Below are 14,442 nucleotides of genomic sequence, written 5' to 3' on the forward strand. Positions count from 1 at the left end.
TATTATCTTATTTAAGTACCTAAAGTTTAAATGAATTATCCGATAAGGTCTGAAGGAAGCGCAAGCAACCTCTGATAAACAGTATCCTTTCCCCCGGATATTAAAACACCGTTCGTTACACTGCTCAATGATGGGAAGCAGCTGTCACTATCGGCCTGAGACATCGGAAACCATTTCCACAGATAGCATTGCGTTGATTCACTTGCCAATGGTTTATATCCATAAATATTGAACAGGTGATAAATGGCATTATCCTGGATTATTGCCTCACGATGATAAAAATTAGTGATATCTGATGTTGAAAGGTTGTACCATGCTTTGTGTCTTTTCCCGTAACGCATTATAGATAACCGCTGCAGGAAAAACCTTCTCATTAGCCCATGAACAACCGCACCCTTTGGGTTGGTTGCGCTATCGACATTCTGGTCGCTATATGTCAAAACAGGGTCATTCTCCCCTCCTTTATTATAATTCACAGCAAACATTTCAGGGCAACCGTAAGAAGCATTCTCAAACTTTATCCTGCCATTTTTAAATACAGGGTCTGAAAGGTTAACCCTGCGGGCAAAAGCAATCTTAGGGCCAAATTTATACTGTGAAGTGCTTGCCGATGTGTTGGAAATATTCTCCGGAATCATCGCTATAAGTTGCGGGGACACCTGATCATCAGACAAAGTTTTCCACTCATCCATCCTGATATGCATTACAGGCGTAAAAAAACGATTCTCATTGTCTTTCTTTCCGGTTTTGAAACGATTTGGGAATATGTACTTTGATGAACCTGGTAAAGTGCTGTTCCGGTCTACAAATCGTTTGGCCGCACCATCGGAAGAATCGTCCTTAAAAAGCATATTGAATTCCTGCTCGATGTCTGAGTATAATTCTAATTCGGACTCCTTTGCTAAGTCCATTTTCTGGCTCCAGTCGATTTTCCCCAATCCGAAATATCCTGTGATTTTGCTTAGTGGGTTACTGCCGGTATAATACGGATAGGTAGGTTCGATAACTACAATTTTGTTTATCGGGTCTGATTGAAACTGAAGGTCAAACAAATCTATAAGGCCTCTCAATAAATCAAGAAAATTGTAGTTCTTTAACTCGTCATAAATTTTCAAATCAACAATTGAACCGACAACTTTTTTAAAACCTGTCACCTCTAATGTGGTTGCAAGAATTTGAATAGTCGGACCACCTCCTCCTGCAAAAAAATATCTCCCATAAACTCTCACAGCCGCAGAACTTACAGCTCCAACATTTATTCTTGCAAATAATATCATTTGTATTGTCGCACCAGGTGAAACGTTCTTCACGGTAAAAACAAATGGCGTATCCTGAATTATTCCATCATCAATAGATGAATTATCATAAATCATTGCCTGATCTGAAATACCACCTCCGATAACAGTCCAGTCTATCCAAAGGGAACATTCTCCACCATCAAAAGAGGCAGGCACAGAAATAGTAAATTCAATATCTGTTACACCTAATAACGATGCTTGAGTGCCATTAAAGACATACTGCATTACTCCGGAAGATGTATTGTAGGAATAATTTCCACCATTATCATATCCTAAAGGGCTGCTTGTATATGATAGTTCAAAAGTATCATTGGTTACGTTTCCTGACGCAGCGCCGTCCCCGATTAGATAATCCGCATCAGTATTATCTCCAAAGAATGACCAATAGCTATCTCCATTGTAATTTGACATATTAGTTGGCGTACCGGTAGCTTTAAACTTCAAAGGATCCAATTTTGAGCTATCCATCAGAAGGAAATCTCCCCATGTCCAGGGAAGTACCAGCCCCCTGAAATAAGCACTATCCAGAAAGCTACTTTGAATTTTATAACCCAAAGACTTGAACGCACGCCATATAATCCAGTAAACGGAGATAGATGGACGCAAATCAAGCGTTGTCATCCCACCATCTGTAAGGCCTTTCGAGTACCTGACCGGGCAATAGAAATAATCAAGCGTTTCACTTAATCCATTAAAGTTATACCAGGTGTTGAATACCACCGATTGATTGAAGATATGGGTATGACTGCTTAAAAAATCGTGCAAAGTGCTATCCTGTAACGGCAGCATCCAGTCACCATTATTACCGTAAAAGTTGAGCTTATAGGCTTTTGGATTACCGTTCTGGCTGACAGTTGATTTTACCAATGCCTTTCCTTTAAATAGTTGAATACCATTTGCTTCAATCAGGCAATCCATAGCATTCTTTACGGCATCATTTTCAATATTTGCATCATGGTAGGTGCCAAATGTCGTATCATTCTCCAGTGTGGCCGGCACAGATATATCCAATGAAACAGAACTCTTCTTTTCAGAAAAGTTATCTTCATTTTCCAGTTCGTAATCAATGGATATCGGTACGGCTTCGACACTTTCAACATCCACCGGCCGGTCGTTAATCCTGAAGTTCAAATATTTTGTTTCTGACATTATTAATTTCTTTGACGTATGTTTTCATTGGACATGGTGAATTGAATCTGGGTAACATATTCATACCTGTCCTGGCTCTTCCTTAAAACAAATTCTCCATCTTTTACTAAAATCGGAATATTGGCAGCATCCTGCCCCTGACCACCCGGCCACTCAATATATACTTCAGGTGAATCAAATAACTCTTTCAGCCACTGCTGCATATCTTCACCATATTCACAGGTACTTACGGTAAATTGCTCATTGCTTATGACAGTTAGCTTCTTAGCGCCTCCATCCGATTTCACTAAAGGAAATTTCAACGCCTTTTGCCATTCGTCAGAAGTAGTAATAATGCTGCCATTGATTTCGGAGAAGTTCACCGCATCATAAAAGCCCAGATAATTCAGGAACCGTACATGTAAACGTTGCTTATTGCAATTGCATCCATAAGTTTTAAAAAGTGGCGTCTTAAAACTTGCATTCAATACACTGGGTGGCACAATTGATAAATCATAAACAAGCGATAAAGTATATTCAGTTATATCATCAAAGGGAACTGTTGTAGGAGTTATTGGCAACAAATTTGAATACCAGGTTAGGGGCTTTAATTGAATGATACCTGTCGGGATGCTAATTGCTATATTATTTTGTCCGGAATACACATACTGTGTATATGCATTAGTAAATGACATATCGCCATCTCTCTTATAACTGATGGCTAATGAATAATTTGATTCACCTGAAGGCAACTTGATTGAAAACAGCGGGAAAGAATCATAATCGTATTTTGATATGATGTAGCCATTGGGCCGGTGGCTTAATGGCATAAATTCATATCCTGCTGCAGGAGGGAAACCAAGCGGCACTTTATAGAAATTAAGATGAGTCTTTAAATCCTGGTTGTCTTCATGCTGAAGCACGGAGTTCAAAACATAAAAAGTCGGGGACGCATATCCTCCGCTACCAGGTGAACCTTCCGGAACTATAAACCCATTTGAATCCGTTGAACTTACCCTGAACTTGCAATAACAGGCAGACGATGAGCCATTAACTCCTATAAAATCCGTTGTTGTCGGTGCTATAGAAAGCAAATTCAACAAAGGCAAATTTGATTTCAGGTATTCCTGAACGACTGTTTGAATATCAAATATCCAATATGGTGCATTGAAGGCATTAATCTGGTAATAGGTGGTTGATGTCTGTGTCTTATAGTAAGTACCATTAAAGTAAATATCACAATAAACAACAGGCGGGAATGTGCCTATAAGTGTTGAATCAAATTTAGGCTGAAAAATAATAGGCCGGTATGCCGCATTCAGGCTTGAAGCAGTTGGCCGTACATTACTTTGAAAACTTGTTATGGGCATGGCTTAAATAGTTTCAGACTTGGTCTTATTAAATGTTTTTGAAATTTCAGCATCAATGCCGGCAAGTATTTGCTTGTCAATATCCCGGTTTATGGCATCATTTACTACCTTAAGGAACTTCAACCGGTTATTGGTTTTGCTGAACCTTCTTGAATTATCAGTTGGCATCCCTTCTTTCATCCATGTCATTATAGTTGCACCTGCAGCTTTCTTTGCCTCTTTTGTCGAAAGGCCCCGTTTTATGAAGTATTTAATGACATAAGGCAGTTGAGCCCAGCTTGCAGAACCTGCCTGAAAACCATCATTCACATATCTTGCATATCCCAATGCAGTACCCGTGATTCTCGTACCATCAGGTCCTGATGTTACATTATCGGATAATGACCTTTCAAGATTGCCGGTTAAGTAGTGCCCTTGATTCTTTAATTCCTTTTTTATGGCAGGCTTTATTTTGTTAGCTGCAGCTTGCATAACTGATCTGATACTCATACGGATTCTGTTTATTCGGTTTTAGTATTTAGAGTGTCTGTATAAACTTTAAGTGTAACTTCTAAATATTTGGCTATTGAGAATGCTATATTCAGCGGAAGCTGCTGCATTAAGCTATGCCTTTCCTCCAGATAGTTATTAATATCAGCCGCGGTCTCGCCCTTTTTTCTCAAATACATTGCGCATAGAGCCGGCAGCTTATTCCAGTCTCCTTCTGAAAATGCTTTCAATTGAATTACCATCTTCTTAAGCTCCAGAAATGAATCATACATCAATCCATCTTCCGGTACAAAATCTATTGGAGGAATGATGTTCCAAATTGAATTATTAACTATATATTCCGGCTCAATATCTAGTTCAAACTGTTCATCAGTCATAATTGAGGTTGAGGATGTGTAAACATTTATCAATTGGTTTACATCAAAATTTGTCCTCATCTCTTCAAGTTCAATGCCGGTATAAAAGGAAAAGAATTTACAGGCTGCATCAGATAAAAGTAAAAATGCCTCTACATCTTTATCGGATGAATCAGGCATTAAGTCAATTTCTTTTTTCTTGGCATCTAAAGCATTGCCATAGTTCTCTTTCCACTTTATCCACTGTTCAAGTGTGATTGAATGCAGGGAGTTTGGTATGGAATATTGACGGTCCATGTAGTTTATGTTCATAATTCCTCCAGTATTTTTTCTTGTTTACGGATTTCTATTAATGCAGGCTCCAGTTGCTTGAAGTTGTTGAATATATTTGTAACACACATTGGACAATCCAGGTCATTTTCACCATGAGGGTCAACATATTGCGTCCAGAGAGTAAACAGGATACGCATGTGCCGGTCGCTTGCAGATGCAATAGATTTGTAAATCATATTTTCCTCCAGTATCTGATTACGGTATTCCTTCGGAATAGCCATTGCCATTTCGTTCAGTGTCATATTAGGTAAGTTGGACGTTGAATTTTTTGGATACGATTCTTTTTAATTTTTCCGGGGTAACATTCGGATGCTTTGCGCGATATCTGATTGCATAGTTCTTCATTTTGTTCATCAAAAGATTTCGCTGCTTTTCTTCACCAGGTGACAATTCAGTTACCACTTCAAACACTTCACCGGTTTTTGCATTGACCACGGCCATTTTAGGTTTATCGTCCGATTGAACACAAGGTTGTACAGGTAAATTCAACAATGAAGGACAAGCAAGTCCAAATCTTTTAAGCGTTTCTGCTATTTGTGCATCTGTTTGCATATTTATAAATGTTCCGGATGTGAATCGACTGATTCGGGTAATTGGAATGTTGTTTCAAAATCTGATGGATAATCGTCTTCAGTACAGGACTCGTTGAGTACAAGAGTAAAATATAAAATCACTCCACTCACACCATCATTGCCTATCATTGTTACTGGTTCGATAAGAGGGTTGCTGTTTTGCTTTATATGAAAAGTACTATTGAATACTTTCTGCAAGGTCTTTATAAACATTACTGCGCATCGCTTCATATCATGCCAATCGAAAAGCAAACGGTGCTGGCTTGTATTTGTATTCGGGTTCAATGAGGCAATTTGGTTGCCAGGCAGTTGGAATGAAGCATTTAAAAACATCATTGTGACCTCATATTCATCCTTAAAATAATCCTCCATGTAATCGCCTGAAGATTGTGGTGGCATCATTAAGGCAAGCGGATACTGCTTTTCTTTATATTGGTCGCCAAAACTGAATTTCAGGACTTCTTCCAGGTTATCCGTGTTTAGTTCATGGCCAAATTGCGGGCAAATATGAAAATGGCCTTTAATAGCCTTAGATTGATTAAGGACAGATTGAAATAAAGATTCGATGTAGGGATATGAAAGCATAGTTATTTTGACTTTAAGTGAAACTTAATAAACCGGTTTCGTTTTGGTGATTTCAACAGGGAAACAGAAGGTTGAACATCGGAAGCAAACGTTATAATACCCTTTGGCCATTTCATTGCTTCTAATATTAAATTGGCTTCACTCTTATCAATATTTTTTGGTTTGATGCTAATGATTGGCGGAATGTTATAATTGCGTAAATTCCTCCTCTTGGATTTGTTCATATTCTATTTTTTATAAGCTGCTTCTGTATCTAACGCAACAGCTTCGTTATATTGCTTTTCTTCACTTGCAGAAACAAGGACATCATAAGCCTTAGCGGCCCGGGCACAATCAATTGAATTCATTCCACTATTTGCAATATCAAACACTTTTGTAGCTGCTACGGATTTCAAGAAATTAACCCATCCCCATTGATTAAGATGGCTTTTGATATGATTTCCGGATTTGATTTGTGATTCACTGAATACAGGAAAATACTCCTGCAGATATTCAGTGAATGATTCATACCATTGTGCAACTAAAACTGCAATTTCAAGCGGTAAGGATCTAAACAATTCAAGTCTTATACTATTTTCATAAAGAAATCCAGGTGAATAGAACTCTTCCTCTTGACGAAGGAATATAGCTGCTATGTAATAAATTATTTCCCACTTGCTACCTTTTTCTTCTATGACATTTTGAGCCATTACCTTTGAGTCTATAAATTCTCCGAAAGTCATCATGCTATCTGGCCTCAAACCTTGTGCTGGCAGATACCATATATTTTCATTCCAGGCTACGGTTTTAGAATATTCTCTTTCCGGATTAAATAATGGTGATATCTTATGCCGGTATAGATCCAGTGCCTCGTTAATTGTGATTTCAGATTGGAGCTCATCAACAACTTTTCCTGTTAAGTAAGAAATTAACCAAAACGCATTGCTAATTTCAAAATCGATCAATTCGAAATCCTTAGCAATATCATTGTCCATTTCTTCTATTTCCTTTAATCGCAGTTCAATTAGTTCTCCATATTGATTATGGAAATCAATTGCCTGGCCAAGAGTAATGAATTCAGGAAGATTGATCATTTGTCATTTAGGTAATTACTGATGGTGCCGGTGCTTTTACCTAATTTTTCAGCAATCTCTTTAACTGTTAAACCTTCTTCTTTCAAACGTTTAGCTTCAATTACTGCCTGAGCTTTAGTCAATTCAGTATCTGCGCCTTCATTGCTGGTATTTGTTTCATCTGATTGGCCTGAACCATCACTCGTTCCAGCTTCTTTCTTGATTGAATCATCATTAGAGCCTTTCGATTCCTCATTCTTCTGATAATCAGACTTAACGATGTCTTTCAGTTCGTTCAATTTTGGAGATTGTTCAGATTGTTGAAGGGAATTAATTTCCGAGCTGGCATGAACTGTAGTTTGAGACTCAGGAAGATCTTTTTGCCATGGGCTTTTAACCTCGTCAGAAGTTTGTTGTCCTGAATCTGATTGGGAATGTGCAGCATCTATTGCTGTATTTAATGTTTCTGATCCTTTAATCCCAGCTTTTATATCTTCTATAAATAGGATATCCAATTCAGCATCACGCCAGTTTTCTACATTTGCAAGTTTGGCTGCACCTCGTAATATTGAAACGCCTTTCGGCTCTCTGGTTACTTCCAAAATTTTTTCATTTGACATCTTCGGGATTCTTTCATAGAATTCTTTTATCCTGTCAATAAGTTTTTCTTTCTCTGTTTGTGTGGGCGTAGTAGTTTCTTCAGTAATGGGTTTGCGCTGATCAACCTGAATCCCCATTATCTTGGTAATAGGTTTGAATTCGTTTCCTGTATTTTCTAACTCTTTTTCAGGAAGTCCAGACAAAGAGTAAAACCGCTTCTCGATGATTCCAATCTGATTAAAGATTGTTTCAGAAAGGTTCTTTAGGTCCGGTTCTGTCTCTAATGTCTCTTTGATGGAATGTTTTGCAGCATTTAAAATAGCTGCTGATTCTTGGATTACTTTGTTATGTGGATTCATCGTATTAATGTTTTGCCAAAGTTACTAAAAAAGGTATTATTTAACTTTATTAGTATTTAATGACTCACATTATTTGCACATACATAGAGAATGACTACAGATCTGATTCAATCCATTCCAAATCTTCATTATCTAAAGTTGAGGTGTCATCGTTGCTGACAACAATTTTTCCATTTCCATGGAGGCGTTGAATAGCTTGAGCTAATACATCGGCCACATCTTTCCAAGGACTTTTAGGGAAGAGGAGAATGCCTTGTTTGCTGTCATTATACAATTTATCGGCAATACTCTTTCTTATAAATACCATACCGGCTTCAGCTGGAGGTGTTGCCATGTTTGCCCTGGCTACTTTATCACCACCCGCAACTTCCACTTCAATTGCCACAATTCCCATTTTAGTAAGTGATTGCTTGGCGCTCTTACCGGAAGCCTTTGCTTCAATATAGTGAGGACCTCCAATCTTTTTCATCCATCCTATGAGCTTTGGAAACTCATACCATTCCCATTGAACATCATCAATATAAATATTGTGTCCAATCTTTCCTGCAGCAATAAATGCACTGGCCGCATTTTCATCCTTATCAGTATAAGCCAAATCCCAATCCTTACCATATTTGCTCATTAGGTGTTTAGCCGGGAAAAGATGATCAGGAATTTCTTTAAACCACTTTTTCCATATCAACCCACCAGCTGGTGCCGGCATTTGATCCATTTGGCCTGCGAAGCCTGCTGAACCCAAATCTAATCTTGCCTCACTCACTGCTTTGGGGCCTAATCTAACAAGATCTAAATAGCCTTTGGTATAATATTGACGATATTGTAAAGGCGAAACATTTATAGAATCTGTTGCAGGTAATCGCACATGATGTATTGAATTCTTTTTCTTTTCAAGCAAATGGCCAGTTGGATCGTTTGTTGCCAAACGTTGCATTATAAGGATCGTTACAGTAACTGCCTTATCTACCTTACGCATTGGTATTGTCGAATCAAACCAGGCATTAGCATTATTTACCTGATCAATAGAAGCGGCCTGTTTCGGGTTTAGCGGGTCATCAATGGTAATTATATGAGCATGCACACCGGTGACAGTACCACCGATAGAAGTTACATATCGCTGGCCGTTTTTGGTTGTACGATAGTTTGTTTTATTATCCTGATCTGATCTAATCTCAACTTCTGGAAAGTACGTTCGGTATTTGTCACTCCTGATGATGTTCCTTGATGCCATTGCATGCTCTGTAGACAATGACATTGAATAGCTTGCTGTAATATGCCTTAGAGAAGGATCACGCGTCCAACTCCATGCCGGCGCCATGATGGTAGCAATAGTAGATTTTGATGTACCTGGAGGAATGTTTATAATTACATCTTTGTCTTTTGGGAGGCGCTTCCTGATTTTACGCTTTGGATTATTAGGATCAGGCACCATTATTCCTATAACACGTTCATAAGCCTGTTGAATTTCATCACACAACACATCAAGGTGCCAATTCCATACCAATTCATCCTCGACAATAATAGACCACATCTCTTTAACGAAAAAAGACAACCGCCTACGGCTGAGTTCCGCGGCGGCAAGATCTGGGCTAAGTAATAATTGTCTTTCTTCCTTTTGAATTTCTCTGGCTTGTTCCCTTAAGGCTGTGCGAGGTCTTGCAGCTTTCATGTTATTCGTCCTCCCTTGGTTTGCGGGCTAAAACTATTTTCTCGAGAACTTCATTTGATAATTTTGTATAATCTACATCTGAAGGAATATGTTTTACCTGCAGCGGTTTCTCTTCATCGCCTGAAATCTCTATTTTCTTTATTGAAAGTCCCTCAAGTTTTATAATTTCCTTTTCAATAGAAAGCAATGCCTTAATACCTTCAGGTGTTGTCCTGTATTCCTGCGCAAGTGAACGCTTCATGTGCTTTAATTCCTGAATCTTGAATTTCCTTTTTTTATCCAGCGATTCATCTTCAAAATCAATCCATCTTTCCCTTGCCAACTGGATCATTTTTTCAGCATGGCGTTTTGAATTACTCCATTTTTGGTCAATAATATTTTTCAAAACCATAGCATGGGTATTACCCTCTATCAGCCATGCCTGGACAGCCAAGAGCCTTCTTTCAAATTCAACCTTAGTAGACCTTGGTGGCGCTTTCATCAAGACGAAGGGTATAACATGTTTATGATTTCAATAAGGTCTTTTTGCTCCTGTATTATTGCGCGGATTTTAGAAGCCTCATCTTCCCTCTTTTGCTGAACCGATTCGGGTATATTTTCTAAAGAAGAAGATGATATTGCCGTTAATGCATCGATACGGTTATTCATCCTTTTCTGCAGGAGTTCGATTATTGGCTTTATTGTGGCTGCCATAAGTAATATTTTTTCTGTTTCACTCATTGGTTTCGATTTTCGGGTTGCAAAATTGCAATATCACTACGCCAATGGGTGTCGCTTATTAGAGCGGCAAGGTCGATTCGAACGCCATCTCCTGATTGGTTAATCAGGCGCTATACCAGTTAAGCTATTGCCGCATGTTTCTTTGGGTATGGTTTTGCCGATTTCCGGCATTTATCTTTTAGTTGTTTCACCAAAGGGAATATATACCTGTGCTTGCCTTTCGTATAAACCAGTTCTGCATCCGGATCAATATACGTCCTAATTCATTCAATACTTTGTTTCCACCCTTTTTTAGCAATTGACCTGCCATGTATTACTTTTCCTCGAATCTTAAACTTCGGTGTACCGCCGTTTAGTTCAGTAAGGCCTTCATATATCCAGTTCGTCGCTTGATAAATTGTTCCTGCATGTTCCTGGTCACAATCAGCGTATGAAACAACAAGCCTCAATAACGGATTCATTTTCTGCAGCAACTTTAGTGAGATTGAAAGAGCCTTAGATGTATTCTCCTGTTTTCCATTTAGAGCTACCCTCACTAGTTCACAGACTTGACCTTGTACCAATCCATATTTTTTGCCTTGGTGCTGGTTAGCACCGGAGGAATAAACAATACAACCGCACCACTCACCCTTATCATTAAAAACAGAAAAGGAACATAGTGTCATAGGCATAGCTTTAGCGTAATGAAAGTTAAAGCATGAATATTTAACAGCTTGATATGATGCTATTTCAAGTTTCATATTTCTCCGCAAGAAACAGAATAAAAAGATTCTGGGAATTCTTCTAACAAACTGGATATCATAGGCATCGCTGCTTCTAATTGCCTGGGGTTGCTGAAAGTTATTTTAATTGTTGCTGGCTTCTCCTTTCCTACAGCTGTAAGTTCTTCCGGAATAGGTAGCGTCTGAAGCATTTCAAATTGTTCAATCTCGGAAAGATTAATTGAATTAAAAATTTCGCTGTTTATCTGCAGGTCATAAATATTCATGAACGCCTGCATGCCTTCCAATGTGATTTTGGCATATCGTGACGAGAAAACAAGAACAAGTGCAGCTGCTTCAGCTTTGTCATTACAGTCAATGAATAAAGCGGGCAACTTTTCAGGAACACTTATTCCTTCACACTCTAATTCTTCCAGGTCATGCTTACGATGATATCCATCCAAGCACCAAATGTCATTATTTTCATCCTGCCACACATTGAATGCATCGGCGAATCCATTCGCAACCAACGATTCTTTCAATTTGGATTTATTGACTGCTGTATGCTCCTTGAAACCATCCTGTTGTATAAATTTCAATTGTTTCCAGTTAATGTTTTCCGTTCTAATTATCCTTGACTTTATTGTATTCTTATTCTTCATTTTACTTCTACGCCGATTTATAATGAAGCAAAGTTACTTAAATAGATAATATATACCTTTTAAAGTAACTTCATAATTATAAGATGTCAATCTTTTCAATCTTTACCTTTTTACAAGTAGTTAGCTTGAGTTTTATTTAAGCTTTATGGTGTCAAATTTCCCTTTTAGGTTTTTGGCAATAAAAGAACCAATTGATTCGGCATTACAGAGCTGTTCCCAGATTTCATTCGGTACATTGGTATATTGGTAAAATCCTATTTTAAACGCAACCTCAAGAATTCTCTTTAGCGGGAAATAAAACAACTTTTTTACGTTACTACTATTCAAAGAAGACTTTTCCAGTACTCCACTTGGAACGATGGTCTTAATTTCCAGTTTGCAGCTGTTCCTTTCCGAAAGGCGAACTGTTTCCGCTTCCAAATCAGTAACACATTGATTGATGCTTTCCAGGCTATCATAATTGTAAGGATTGAAAACGCGGTCATTTGGAGCCCGTGTTTCAGCCACAAAATCAATTAAGTAATAGACAGTGTTGTTTTTATTTGCCTCGAAAGCTTCTTCGAAAGTGTCATAATCACCATTATTTACTTCTCGCCTGATAAGTCCTTCATCTTCCTTTTTGTCAATTTTTCGTGTTACAATGGCGTATCTTTTAGAGATTGCCATTACTTGATAAGGGAGCGTTTCATTTGCAAAAATTACTTCGTCTCTGTATTTTAAATTGTTTTCCATTTTATACCGGTTGACCGTTCTCCGGAAGGGTTTTAATTAAAGATTTTGTTCAATAAAAAGCTTACTGTTCTCATAAAAAGGGTCCTTTTGTGAGTTAAACCTTGAAGCATCTGTTTTGTTGTTTTCAAGAATACATTTTTTACAATAATTATTTCCTTCTATTTCGTGCCAACCGTGATCAATCAGCCTGTCTTCCAAGTCATTCATTTCAGGAAATGTTCCATAACCTTCACGACTTTCGAATACTTCCTTGCAGTTGTCACAGACAGCAACATATACCTGAGTTGTTTTTATCATGCTGTTTAATTTAACTCTGGGTCTTCATAGTCTACCATTTTTTTCCAATCCGCTTCGTGGGTGCCAGGCCTGCAGGGTATCTCCGCAATTAGTTTTCCGTCAACCTTGCAATAACCAAGTTCATTTTTCTCACAATAATTTTGTGCATCAGAAATGGATATCCCAGGAACATTAGGCCCTAAAAATGTTTTTAATTCACCATCAATCGGGCTTATTGCCCGAATGACTGTTGTATATAAGCTCATTTATATTGATGTTTTGTTCAGAATGCAAATAGGCTGGACCCTGATTAGTTAGGGGATATTATTTTTCATTTCCAAATTCTATACTTAGTTTGTCCCAGAATGGGCTTCCTTCAAATCCAAGGAAAACACCAGATTCGTAAATGTATTTTCGTAAATTCTTCCCTCGTTCTGTTTTGTCATAAATACAATAAGAGGACAAGTTCAACGCAAGTGTATTTAAGAGTTTATCTTTAGTCTCGTTTTCTTTTGATAACACAGAAACATACGATTGAACTATTGTAGTAAAATCTATGACTTTGGCTTCAAGCAACTGAATGATCAATAGATTTACTTCAAGTGGGTCTAAATCTTTGATTTCATTAATGATTGCATAGTTTTTTTGGAAGTATGCCTTCATAGATAATGTAATTTATCGTGCTTTAATTTAAGAATTCCGGCTTACCGGTAGTTGACAATACTTCAAACTCTACTACGAAAAGCCAAGGATTCGCGTAACGGGAATCAGAACCATTTATTTTATCCCAAAGAGTGCAGAACGATGTTACAGCTAACCCTACGGTTGGATAGTCATCATTCGGATGGCCATATCCTTTCGTATCAGCCAGATAGTCCTTGTACCTCATTCGACCATCAATATCACTTAGATATCTTTGAATTCCTTCCGCAACAGCATCATCTTCCGAAATGTCCATTAGCCTCTCTACTCTGATATTTTTAACCTTAAGCCAAATCCTCGCTGCTTCTTTAGGCATGTGGATAGATGGTTTGAATGGCTGAGCCTTTCCGGTTCGCTTGTAAAATATTTCATCATCTTCCGAGGTTTCATTATCATTTTTATCCACTATTTTAAAAATTCCTTTCTCCGCCATGGCATCTAATTGGAACTGCAGCCATTCTGCCGTAAAAGCACTATTATCAAATGCGTCTTTCAAATTCCATTCCAATACTTCGCCAGTAGCGTACTTGATATCGCATGTGCCATCTTCGAAATCCCATGAGTTAATTTGCCAGCTTTCCCTCACCCAAAGGAAATCACCAGGCTTCCCGTAGGGACATTGACCTAAGATATCCTCAACATCTCCATCTTCATTTAGCAATAACCATTCAGCCGGTTCCATTTTGCCATCATCTTCATTAAACCATTCTTTGTAAGCGTGATGGATACCATCCATTTCTACTTTGTCCCAATTTTGAGCAGCGTGATTCTTAATTATACGCCTTGTCTGTGTTTTCCTACCTTCTATTAAGGCTTGCACCATTATTGTGCTGAATAGGAT

General features: G+C 38.1%; 19 protein-coding genes and 1 tRNA gene. All 20 read right to left on the reverse strand.

Going from position 1 to position 14,442, the window contains the following annotated elements:
- Nucleotides 1-35: 35 nt before the first annotated feature.
- The 20 genes from F0919_RS17910 to F0919_RS18005 all read right to left on the reverse strand — a co-directional run bounded on the left by F0919_RS17910 (nt 36) and on the right by F0919_RS18005 (nt 14,424).
- Nucleotides 36-2,447 (reverse strand): hypothetical protein, encoded by a 2,412-nt coding sequence (locus tag F0919_RS17910; RefSeq protein ID WP_150034215.1) that lies wholly within the window; start codon nt 2,445-2,447, stop codon nt 36-38.
- Between the two features lie 2 nt (nt 2,448-2,449).
- On the reverse strand, nt 2,450-3,796 hold the full coding sequence (locus F0919_RS17915; protein WP_150034217.1) for a hypothetical protein: 1,347 nt from the start codon (nt 3,794-3,796) through the stop codon (nt 2,450-2,452).
- 3 nt (nt 3,797-3,799) lie between these two features.
- Nucleotides 3,800-4,285, reverse strand: a complete 486-nt coding sequence (locus tag F0919_RS17920) for a hypothetical protein (RefSeq protein WP_150034219.1) — start codon at nt 4,283-4,285, stop codon at nt 3,800-3,802.
- Between the two features lie 11 nt (nt 4,286-4,296).
- Nucleotides 4,297-4,953 (reverse strand): hypothetical protein, encoded by a 657-nt coding sequence (locus F0919_RS17925; RefSeq protein ID WP_150034221.1) that lies wholly within the window; start codon nt 4,951-4,953, stop codon nt 4,297-4,299.
- Nucleotides 4,950-5,216, reverse strand: coding sequence for a hypothetical protein (locus F0919_RS17930; protein ID WP_150034223.1), 267 nt, complete (start codon nt 5,214-5,216; stop codon nt 4,950-4,952). The genes F0919_RS17925 and F0919_RS17930 overlap by 4 nt, the downstream gene beginning before the upstream one ends.
- A 1-nt stretch (nt 5,217) precedes the next feature.
- Nucleotides 5,218-5,526, reverse strand: a complete 309-nt coding sequence (locus F0919_RS17935; RefSeq protein WP_150034225.1) for a hypothetical protein — start codon at nt 5,524-5,526, stop codon at nt 5,218-5,220.
- A gap of 2 nt (nt 5,527-5,528) precedes the next feature.
- Nucleotides 5,529-6,131, reverse strand: a complete 603-nt coding sequence (locus F0919_RS17940; RefSeq protein WP_150034227.1) for a hypothetical protein — start codon at nt 6,129-6,131, stop codon at nt 5,529-5,531.
- A 227-nt stretch (nt 6,132-6,358) separates the two neighbouring features.
- The gene (locus F0919_RS17945) at nt 6,359-7,204 is read right to left on the reverse strand and encodes a hypothetical protein (RefSeq protein WP_150034229.1); all 846 of its coding nucleotides are present in this window, start codon (nt 7,202-7,204) and stop codon (nt 6,359-6,361) included.
- Nucleotides 7,201-8,142 carry a helix-turn-helix domain-containing protein gene (locus F0919_RS17950; RefSeq protein ID WP_150034231.1) on the reverse strand — a complete coding sequence of 314 codons (942 nt, stop codon included), beginning with the start codon at nt 8,140-8,142 and terminating at the stop codon, nt 7,201-7,203. The genes F0919_RS17945 and F0919_RS17950 overlap by 4 nt, the downstream gene beginning before the upstream one ends.
- Nucleotides 8,143-8,236: 94 nt before the next feature.
- A complete protein-coding gene (locus tag F0919_RS17955) occupies nt 8,237-9,808 on the reverse strand; it encodes a hypothetical protein (RefSeq protein ID WP_150034233.1) in 1,572 nt (523 codons plus the stop codon).
- 1 nt (nt 9,809) lies between these two features.
- Complete coding sequence (locus F0919_RS17960; protein ID WP_150034235.1) at nt 9,810-10,292, reverse strand: hypothetical protein; 483 nt, start codon at nt 10,290-10,292, stop codon at nt 9,810-9,812.
- Complete coding sequence (locus tag F0919_RS17965; RefSeq protein WP_190277429.1) at nt 10,289-10,501, reverse strand: hypothetical protein; 213 nt, start codon at nt 10,499-10,501, stop codon at nt 10,289-10,291. Before F0919_RS17965 ends, F0919_RS17960 begins: the two co-directional genes overlap by 4 nt.
- Before the next feature lie 89 nt (nt 10,502-10,590).
- Nucleotides 10,591-10,662: transfer RNA gene (locus F0919_RS17970), tRNA-Val, on the reverse strand.
- 129 nt (nt 10,663-10,791) lie between these two features.
- A complete protein-coding gene (locus tag F0919_RS17975; RefSeq protein ID WP_150034239.1) occupies nt 10,792-11,268 on the reverse strand; it encodes a Mom family adenine methylcarbamoylation protein in 477 nt (158 codons plus the stop codon).
- Nucleotides 11,265-11,891 (reverse strand): hypothetical protein, encoded by a 627-nt coding sequence (locus tag F0919_RS17980; RefSeq protein ID WP_150034241.1) that lies wholly within the window; start codon nt 11,889-11,891, stop codon nt 11,265-11,267. Before F0919_RS17980 ends, F0919_RS17975 begins: the two co-directional genes overlap by 4 nt.
- 132 nt (nt 11,892-12,023) lie before the next feature.
- On the reverse strand, nt 12,024-12,623 hold the full coding sequence (locus tag F0919_RS17985; RefSeq protein WP_150034243.1) for a KTSC domain-containing protein: 600 nt from the start codon (nt 12,621-12,623) through the stop codon (nt 12,024-12,026).
- Between the two features lie 36 nt (nt 12,624-12,659).
- Nucleotides 12,660-12,920: a hypothetical protein gene (locus F0919_RS17990; protein WP_150034245.1), complete on the reverse strand. Its 261-nt coding sequence runs from the start codon at nt 12,918-12,920 to the stop codon at nt 12,660-12,662.
- A gap of 5 nt (nt 12,921-12,925) precedes the next feature.
- Complete coding sequence (locus F0919_RS17995) at nt 12,926-13,165, reverse strand: hypothetical protein (RefSeq protein WP_150034247.1); 240 nt, start codon at nt 13,163-13,165, stop codon at nt 12,926-12,928.
- Nucleotides 13,166-13,223: 58 nt separating this feature from the next.
- Nucleotides 13,224-13,562: a hypothetical protein gene (locus F0919_RS18000; RefSeq protein WP_150034249.1), complete on the reverse strand. Its 339-nt coding sequence runs from the start codon at nt 13,560-13,562 to the stop codon at nt 13,224-13,226.
- Between the two features lie 22 nt (nt 13,563-13,584).
- Nucleotides 13,585-14,424 carry a hypothetical protein gene (locus tag F0919_RS18005; RefSeq protein ID WP_150034251.1) on the reverse strand — a complete coding sequence of 280 codons (840 nt, stop codon included), beginning with the start codon at nt 14,422-14,424 and terminating at the stop codon, nt 13,585-13,587.
- Nucleotides 14,425-14,442: the final 18 nt, after the last annotated feature.

The sequence above is a fragment of the Taibaiella lutea genome, from assembly GCF_008629695.1.
Lineage (GTDB): Bacteria > Bacteroidota > Bacteroidia > Chitinophagales > Chitinophagaceae > Taibaiella > Taibaiella lutea.

What these genes read in the sequence shown, in the direction of transcription:
- F0919_RS17910 (WP_150034215.1), bottom strand. Translation starts at nt 2,447, where the DNA reads ATGTCAGAAACAAAATATTTGAACTTCAGGATTAACGACCGGCCGGTG.
- F0919_RS17915 (WP_150034217.1), bottom strand. Translation starts at nt 3,796, where the DNA reads ATGCCCATAACAAGTTTTCAAAGTAATGTACGGCCAACTGCTTCAAGC.
- F0919_RS17920 (WP_150034219.1), bottom strand. Translation starts at nt 4,285, where the DNA reads ATGAGTATCAGATCAGTTATGCAAGCTGCAGCTAACAAAATAAAGCCT.
- F0919_RS17925 (WP_150034221.1), bottom strand. Translation starts at nt 4,953, where the DNA reads ATGAACATAAACTACATGGACCGTCAATATTCCATACCAAACTCCCTG.
- F0919_RS17930 (WP_150034223.1), bottom strand. Translation starts at nt 5,216, where the DNA reads ATGACACTGAACGAAATGGCAATGGCTATTCCGAAGGAATACCGTAAT.
- F0919_RS17935 (WP_150034225.1), bottom strand. Translation starts at nt 5,526, where the DNA reads ATGCAAACAGATGCACAAATAGCAGAAACGCTTAAAAGATTTGGACTT.
- F0919_RS17940 (WP_150034227.1), bottom strand. Translation starts at nt 6,131, where the DNA reads ATGCTTTCATATCCCTACATCGAATCTTTATTTCAATCTGTCCTTAAT.
- F0919_RS17945 (WP_150034229.1), bottom strand. Translation starts at nt 7,204, where the DNA reads ATGATCAATCTTCCTGAATTCATTACTCTTGGCCAGGCAATTGATTTC.
- F0919_RS17950 (WP_150034231.1), bottom strand. Translation starts at nt 8,142, where the DNA reads ATGAATCCACATAACAAAGTAATCCAAGAATCAGCAGCTATTTTAAAT.
- F0919_RS17955 (WP_150034233.1), bottom strand. Translation starts at nt 9,808, where the DNA reads ATGAAAGCTGCAAGACCTCGCACAGCCTTAAGGGAACAAGCCAGAGAA.
- F0919_RS17965 (WP_190277429.1), bottom strand. Translation starts at nt 10,501, where the DNA reads ATGGCAGCCACAATAAAGCCAATAATCGAACTCCTGCAGAAAAGGATG.
- F0919_RS17975 (WP_150034239.1), bottom strand. Translation starts at nt 11,268, where the DNA reads ATGAAACTTGAAATAGCATCATATCAAGCTGTTAAATATTCATGCTTT.
- F0919_RS17980 (WP_150034241.1), bottom strand. Translation starts at nt 11,891, where the DNA reads ATGAAGAATAAGAATACAATAAAGTCAAGGATAATTAGAACGGAAAAC.
- F0919_RS17985 (WP_150034243.1), bottom strand. Translation starts at nt 12,623, where the DNA reads ATGGAAAACAATTTAAAATACAGAGACGAAGTAATTTTTGCAAATGAA.
- F0919_RS17990 (WP_150034245.1), bottom strand. Translation starts at nt 12,920, where the DNA reads ATGATAAAAACAACTCAGGTATATGTTGCTGTCTGTGACAACTGCAAG.
- F0919_RS17995 (WP_150034247.1), bottom strand. Translation starts at nt 13,165, where the DNA reads ATGAGCTTATATACAACAGTCATTCGGGCAATAAGCCCGATTGATGGT.
- F0919_RS18000 (WP_150034249.1), bottom strand. Translation starts at nt 13,562, where the DNA reads ATGAAGGCATACTTCCAAAAAAACTATGCAATCATTAATGAAATCAAA.
- F0919_RS18005 (WP_150034251.1), bottom strand. Translation starts at nt 14,424, where the DNA reads ATGGTGCAAGCCTTAATAGAAGGTAGGAAAACACAGACAAGGCGTATA.